Source organism: Sulfuricaulis sp. (genome assembly GCF_049587675.1).
In the GTDB taxonomy this organism is placed as follows: domain Bacteria; phylum Pseudomonadota; class Gammaproteobacteria; order Acidiferrobacterales; family Sulfurifustaceae; genus Sulfuricaulis.
In genome coordinates this window covers 1-6852 of sequence record NZ_JBAVEJ010000087.1, presented here as the reverse complement: position 1 = coordinate 6852, position 6852 = coordinate 1, and the positions used below count along the sequence as shown (strand labels likewise).

The window sequence follows — 6852 nt, the reverse complement described above, 5'->3', positions numbered from 1 at the left end:
GCGCAGGCGCCCGTCGTTGCCGAAACCGCCGCGCCGGCGCCGGTGGCGGCGCCTCCCATTCCGTCGAAAGTAGAACCCGTGGCGTCGGTAGCAAAACCGGCGGTACCGTCCAAGCCGGCTCCGGCACCCGCCAAGGAAGTCAAGAAACCGCATAAAGGCAAGAAAGAACGGCTGCAAAAACTCGAAGAGCGCGAGCGCGGTGAACTGCATCTGGCGGCCGGCAAGAAGGTGCGGCGCAAGGTCAGGATGGTCGCGAATAAACCGGTAGTCACCAGCGTTACCGGTCAGCATGGTTTCGAGCGGCCGACGGCGCCGATCGTGCATGAAGTGGCGCTGCCGGAAACCGTCACGGTGGCGGAGCTGGCGCAGAAAATGTCTATCAAGGCGGCCGAGGTTATCAAGGTGCTGATGCAGATGGGCACCATGGTCACCATCAACCAGGTGCTCGACCGTGACACCGCGACGCTCGTCGTCGAGGAAATGGGTCATGTCGTCAAAGAAGCCAGGCCCGAAAGCCCCGAAACCCTGCTGGCCTGGCCCACGGCCGAGGCGGCCGGCGAGGCCGAACCACGCCCGCCCGTGGTGACCGTCATGGGCCACGTGGATCACGGCAAGACCTCGCTGCTCGACTATATCCGCAAGGCCAAGGTGGCCTCCGGCGAAGCCGGCGGCATCACCCAGCATATCGGCGCTTACCACGTGGAAACACCCAAAGGCGTGGTGACCTTTCTGGACACGCCTGGTCACGAGGCATTCACCGCCATGCGCGCCCGTGGCGCCAAGGCTACCGATATCGTGATCCTGGTGGTGGCGGCTGATGACGGCGTCATGCCGCAAACAATTGAAGCGGTCCATCATGCACGCAACGCCAAAGTGCCGCTCGTGATAGCGGTGAACAAGATCGATAAGCCCGAGGCGCAGCCCGATCGCGTGCGCCAGGAACTCACTAAGCATGAAGTCGTCGCCGAGGAATGGGGCGGAAATGAAATCTTTGTGAACGTCTCCGCCAAGACCGGCGAAGGCATCGACAAGCTGCTCGAATCCGTGCTGCTGACGGCCGAAGTGCTGGAGCTGAAGGCTCCCAAGACTGGCCCCGCCGCGGGTCTGGTGGTGGAGGCGCGCCTCGACAAGGGCCGCGGCCCGGTGGTCACGGTGCTGGTGCAGCGCGGTACCCTGCGCAAGGGCGATGTGATACTCGCCGGGCGCGAGTTCGGGCGCGTGCGCGCCATGAGCGATGAAAAAGGTCATACGGTGAAAGAGGCCGGACCGTCCATCCCCGTGGAAGTCCAGGGACTTTCCGGCGTGCCGAACGCCGGCGAGGAAGTGATGGTGGTGGAGTCCGAGCGCAAGGCGCGCGAGATCGCGCTTTACCGCCAGGGCAAGTTCAAGGACGTGCAGCTCGCGCGCCAGCAGGCGGCGAAGCTGTCCGACGTGTTCGAGCAATTGAAAGAGAGCGAAGAGGCCAAGCCGCTGAACCTCATCATCAAGGCGGATGTGCAGGGTTCGATCGAAGCGCTTACCGTCTCACTCGAAAAGCTTTCCACCCCCGAGGTCCGGGTCAAGGTGATCCACGGCATGGTCGGTGGCATCACCGAATCCGACGTGAACCTCGCGGTGGCGTCCAGCGCGATCATTATCGGTTTCAATGTCCGCGCCGACGCTACGGCGCGCAAGTTGATCGAGCATCAAGGGGTGGACGTTCACTACTACAACGTTATTTATACCGCCGTGGACGAGGTCAAGGCCGCGATGAGCGGCATGTTGAAGCCGCAGTTCAAGGAACAGTTGCTGGGTCTGGCCGAGGTGCGCGATGTGTTCCGTTCGCCGAAGATGGGAGCGGTTGCCGGCTGCTACGTTGTCGAGGGCGTGGTGCGGCGCAACCGTCCGATCCGCGTGCTGCGCGACAACGTGGTGATCTTCGAGGGCGAACTCGAATCCTTGCGCCGCTTCAAGGACGACGCCGGAGAAGTGAAGGCGGGGCTTGAGTGCGGCATCGCGGTCAAGAATTACAACGACGTGAAGGTGGGCGACCACATCGAAGTGTACGAAAAGGTCGAGGTCGCCCGGACGTTGTAACCAGCCTTCCAGCCAGGCCGCGGAAACGCGGCGGGGTGCCATCATGCAGAAAGAATCCAACCGGCCGCGACGCGTCGCGGAACTAATCAAACGCGAGCTGGCCATGCTGATCCCGCGCGAGCTCGACGATCCGCACGCGCACGAGATCACAATAACGGGCGCGGAGGTGTCGCGCGATATGTCATCCGCGCGGATTTACTTTTCGCTGCTGAGCGGTTCGGTCGAGGCGAAACAGGCGACCAAGTCGCTCAACCGCGCCGCCGGTTTTCTGCGCCACGCGCTCATGGGGCGGGTGTCGTTGCGCACCGTGCCGGCGCTGCGGTTTTATTTCGACGAATCCGTGGAGCGCGGCGCGCGCATCGACAGCCTGATCGATCAGGCGATTGCCGAAGACAAGACTCACAAGGATTAATCGTGCGTGCACGCCGTAACTGTTCCCCCGTCAACGGGGTGTTGCTGCTCGACAAGCCCGTCGGATTTACATCGAATCAGGCGCTGCAGACCGTGAAGCGGCTGCTCAATGCCTGCAAGGCCGGACACACGGGCAGTCTCGATCCCATCGCCACGGGTCTGTTGCCGCTTTTTTTCGGAGAAGCCACCAAGCTGACGCAATTTCTGCTGAACGCGGACAAGCGTTACTGGACCGTGTTCAAGCTGGGCGTGAGCACCACGACCTTCGACAGCGAGGGCGAAGCGACCGCCACCCGGCCCGTCACCGTCGGTTTGCGCGATATTGAAAGGGCCTTGCTCCGGTTCCAGGGCGAGATCGAGCAGATACCGCCCATGTATTCGGCGATCAAGCACAACGGCGAGGCGCTATACAAGCTGGCGCGCGCCGGCGTGGAAGTCGAGCGCGAGCCGCGGCCCGTGACCGTGTATGAAATCAAGGCGCTTGGGTTTCAGGACAATCTGCTGACATTGGAAATCGCCTGCTCCAAGGGCACTTACATCCGCACCCTGGCGCACGATCTGGGCGAAATCCTGGGTTGCGGAGCGCACGTGGTGCAACTGCGCCGCCTCGCGACCGGCGACGTGTCGATCGACAAGGCGGTCACGCTGGATCGGCTGGAGGCGCTGGCGAGCCCCGTGGAACGGGCGCAACTGCTGCAACCGGTGGACAGCGTGTTGCATGCGGTGCCGGACGTGCACCTGACATCGCTCGCGGCCCATTATCTGAAGCAGGGACAGTCGGTATCGGCGCGTCACGGTCTGGCGCCCGGCTGGGTGCGCTTATACGAAGGCGACAGCCGTTTTCTGGGCATGGGGCAGGTGCTGGACGATGGTCAGGTGGCCCCGCGCCGTTTATTGGCGCTCACTGAAAGCCCCTGAAAGAGCATTGTTTTACGCGGTCCGTCCGGCGCGTTCGGACCGGTAGATTGCGGTTGAGGCGGGGTGCCCCCGCAGGTAGAATACGCGCCCTCCGAAGCGTAACTGACAGCAAATTGAGGTAAATATTAATGACCGTCCCCCGCGAGACCAAGGCCAAGGTCATGCAGGAATACCAGACTCACAATGGAGACACCGGTTCGCCGGAGGTCCAGGTTGCCCTGCTGTCCACCCAAATCGACGAATTATCCGCCCACTTTCAGACGCATCCGAAAGATCACCATTCGCGCATCGGTCTTCTGAAGATGGTCAACAAGCGCCGCCAGCTGCTCGAGTATCTGAAGAACACCGACGGCGACCGCTACCGCGCGCTCATCGAGCGTCTTGGCCTGCGCAAGTAACGAAGCATATCGAGGACATAGTCTTGGCAAAAATTACCAAATCATTTCAGTACGGCAGTCACACCGTCACCCTGGAAACCGGCGAGATCGCTCGTCAGGCCAGCGGTGCGTGTCTGGCCAGCATGGGCGAAACCGTAGTGCTCGCGACTGCGGTGACGATGAAGGAACCGATGCCGGGCAAGGATTTCTTCCCCATGACGGTGGATTATCAGGAAAAAACCTTCGCCGCCGGCCGTATCCCGGGCGGATTCTTCAAGCGCGAAGGCCGCCCCTCGGAAAAAGAAATCCTCACCTCGCGCCTCATCGACCGTCCCATCCGCCCGCTGTTTCCCGAAGGATTCACCAACGAAGTCCAGATCATCGCCACCGTGATCTCGGTGGATCCGGATATCGATCCGGATATCGTCGCCATGATCGGCGCCTCCGCGGCGCTCAAACTGTCGGGCGCTCCGTTCAACGGCCCCATCGGTGCCGCGCGCGTGGGTTACAAGGACGGCAAATACCTGCTCAATCCGGGCAACAAGGAACTCGTCGACTCGCAGCTCAACCTCGTCGTCGCCGGTACCGCCAAGGCCGTGCTCATGGTGGAATCCGAAGCTAGGGAACTGTCGGAAGAAGCCATGCTCGGCGCCGTCATGTTCGGCCATGAGCAGATGCAGACGGCGATCAAAGCCATCAACGAACTCGTGAAGGATGCCGGCGTGCAGCCCTGGGCTTGGCAGCCGCCGGTCGAGGACAGCGCGCTCAAGAATGCCTTGCAAACCGAATTCGGTCCGCACATCGCCGAGGCCTATCGTATTAAAGAGAAGGGCGCCCGCCAGGACCGCGTGGCCGAGATCCACGAGATGGCGGTTGGCAAACATGCCGCCGAAGGCGCACCCGCGGGCACGAAGGAAAAAGTGCAGAAAATTATTGGCGACATCGAATACCGCACCGTGCGCGATCAGATCTTGTCCGGTGAACCACGCATCGACGGACGCAACACGCGCACCGTGCGTCCAATCACCATCCGCACTGGCGTGTTGCCGCGTACCCATGGTTCGGCGCTGTTCACGCGCGGCGAGACCCAGGCGTTGGTCGTGACCACGCTCGGCACCGGCCGTGACGCGCAAATCATCGATGCGCTGGAAGGCGAGCGCAAAGAACCGTTCATGCTGCATTACAACTTCCCGCCGTACTCGGTGGGAGAAGTCGGCCGCGTCGGCAGCCCCAAACGCCGCGAGGTCGGTCACGGGCGTCTGGCCAAGCGCGCCATCATTGCCGTGCTGCCGGACATGGCGGTGTATCCCTATGTGCTGCGCATCGTGTCTGAAATCACCGAGTCCAACGGCTCCAGCTCCATGGCATCCGTCTGCGGCGCTTCGCTGTCGATGATGGACGCCGGCGTGCCGATCAAGGCGCCGGTGGCGGGCGTCGCCATGGGCCTCATCAAGGAAGACAAGCGTTTCGCGGTGCTCACCGACATCATCGGCGACGAGGACCACCTCGGCGACATGGACTTCAAGGTGGCCGGCACCACGAACGGCGTGACCGCGCTGCAGATGGACATCAAGATTGAGGGCATCAACAAGGAAATCATGGATGTTGCGCTCAAGCAGGCCAAAGAAGGCCGGCTGCACATCCTCGGCGAGATGAGCAAGGCGATTTCCACCCCGCGCGCCGAGCTTTCCGAGTACGCCCCGCGCATCATCGCCATCAAGATCAATCCGGAACGTATCCGCGACGTGATCGGCAAGGGCGGCGCGGTTATCCGTGCGCTCACCGAGGAAACCGGTTGCACCATCGACATCGAGGACGACGGCACGGTCAAGATCGCCTCGGCCGACAATAACGCCGCGCAGGAAGCTGTGCGTCGCGTCAAGCAGCTCACCGCGGACGTCGAAGTCGGCATGATCTACGAAGGCAAGGTCGCCAAGCTCATGGATTTCGGCGCCTTCGTCACCATCTTGCCAGGCAAGGATGGTCTGGTGCACATCTCGCAGATCTCGCGCGAACGTGTAGAGAATGTCGGTGACAAACTGAAAGAAGGCGAAGTCGTCAGGGTTAAGGTGCTGGAAGTGGACAAGCAGGGCCGCATCCGTCTGTCCATGAAGGCTTTGCAGGAAGAACAGATCTCCTGAGTGATTCACGTTTAAGTAGTAAAAAAGGGGCTTCGGCCCCTTTTTTATTTTCAGCGATGCATCAATATCCACTAAAATAAGCAACAATTGTTCTCTGAGCTAATCCAGTTTCGGGAGTAACATGCTGTCTTCGATACCAAAGCCAGTTTGGCTCGCGATGTTGGCCATGGGGTGTATCGGTTTGTTGTCTGTCGTGGCCGCAGCTGAGCGCAAAACGGAGGTACACGCCATGTCATTGACCATCACATCTTCTGCATTCCGTCACAACGCAGATATTCCCACGCGCTACACCTGCGACGACGAGGATATGTCGCCGCCGCTGTCCTGGACCAGCGTGCCGGCCGGCGCCAAGAGCCTGGTACTGATCGTGGACGATCCCGACGCGCCGGACCCCAAGGCGCCGAAAATGACCTGGGTTCACTGGGTGCTGTACAACATGCCGCCGGGCACGACGAGCCTTGCCGAAGACGTGGACGCGGAGGATCTGCCCAAAGGAACTCTCGAAGGCATCAATGACTGGAAACGCACCGGTTACGGCGGGCCGTGTCCGCCGGTCGGCCGTCATCGATATTTCCATAAAATTTATGCGCTGGATACGATTCTGCCCGATCTGGGTCTGCCCACCAAGGCGAAACTTGAAAAAACCATGCACGGCCACATCCTCGCGCAGGCGGAACTCATCGGCGGCTACCAGCGCAAACGCTGAACCTTCGAGTGGTTCAGGCTTTACAGAACTGCAGTGCCTCCGTTAGCCTAGGCAGCCATGTCTGTACCGGATATAAATAAAACAAAAAGGATGTTCTCGATAGTTACTCCACGGCATGTTCGCCAATGGCTGTTCAGCGGTCTGTGTCTGTTGGCGCTCGGCGCCTGCAGCACGGCGCCGAATCGTCCCACGGATGACGTCGCATTGAGTGGTGGTACCGCGC

6 protein-coding genes are annotated in these 6852 nt (G+C 61.2%); all 6 read left to right on the top strand.

Annotated features, from left to right (window positions below; all coding sequences use genetic code 11):
• Positions 1 to 2076: translation initiation factor IF-2 (infB, locus tag WB402_RS04505; protein WP_424205722.1), on the top strand; the 2076-nt coding region annotated here is incomplete at its 5' end.
• Positions 2077 to 2119: 43 nt separating this feature from the next.
• A complete protein-coding gene (gene rbfA, locus WB402_RS04500) occupies positions 2120 to 2488 on the top strand; it encodes a 30S ribosome-binding factor RbfA (RefSeq protein ID WP_424205720.1) in 369 nt (122 codons plus the stop codon).
• The gene (gene truB, locus WB402_RS04495; protein ID WP_424205723.1) at positions 2488 to 3405 is read left to right on the top strand and encodes a tRNA pseudouridine(55) synthase TruB; all 918 of its coding nucleotides are present in this window, start codon (positions 2488 to 2490) and stop codon (positions 3403 to 3405) included. Before rbfA ends, truB begins: the two co-directional genes overlap by 1 nt.
• A gap of 128 nt (positions 3406 to 3533) precedes the next feature.
• Positions 3534 to 3803 (top strand): 30S ribosomal protein S15, encoded by a 270-nt coding sequence (gene rpsO / locus WB402_RS04490; RefSeq protein ID WP_424205719.1) that lies wholly within the window; start codon positions 3534 to 3536, stop codon positions 3801 to 3803.
• 23 nt (positions 3804 to 3826) lie between these two features.
• Positions 3827 to 5923, top strand: a complete 2097-nt coding sequence (pnp, locus tag WB402_RS04485) for a polyribonucleotide nucleotidyltransferase (protein WP_424205718.1) — start codon at positions 3827 to 3829, stop codon at positions 5921 to 5923.
• A 229-nt stretch (positions 5924 to 6152) separates the two neighbouring features.
• Positions 6153 to 6629 carry a YbhB/YbcL family Raf kinase inhibitor-like protein gene (locus WB402_RS04480; RefSeq protein WP_424205717.1) on the top strand — a complete coding sequence of 159 codons (477 nt, stop codon included), beginning with the start codon at positions 6153 to 6155 and terminating at the stop codon, positions 6627 to 6629.
• Positions 6630 to 6852 lie beyond the last annotated feature (223 nt).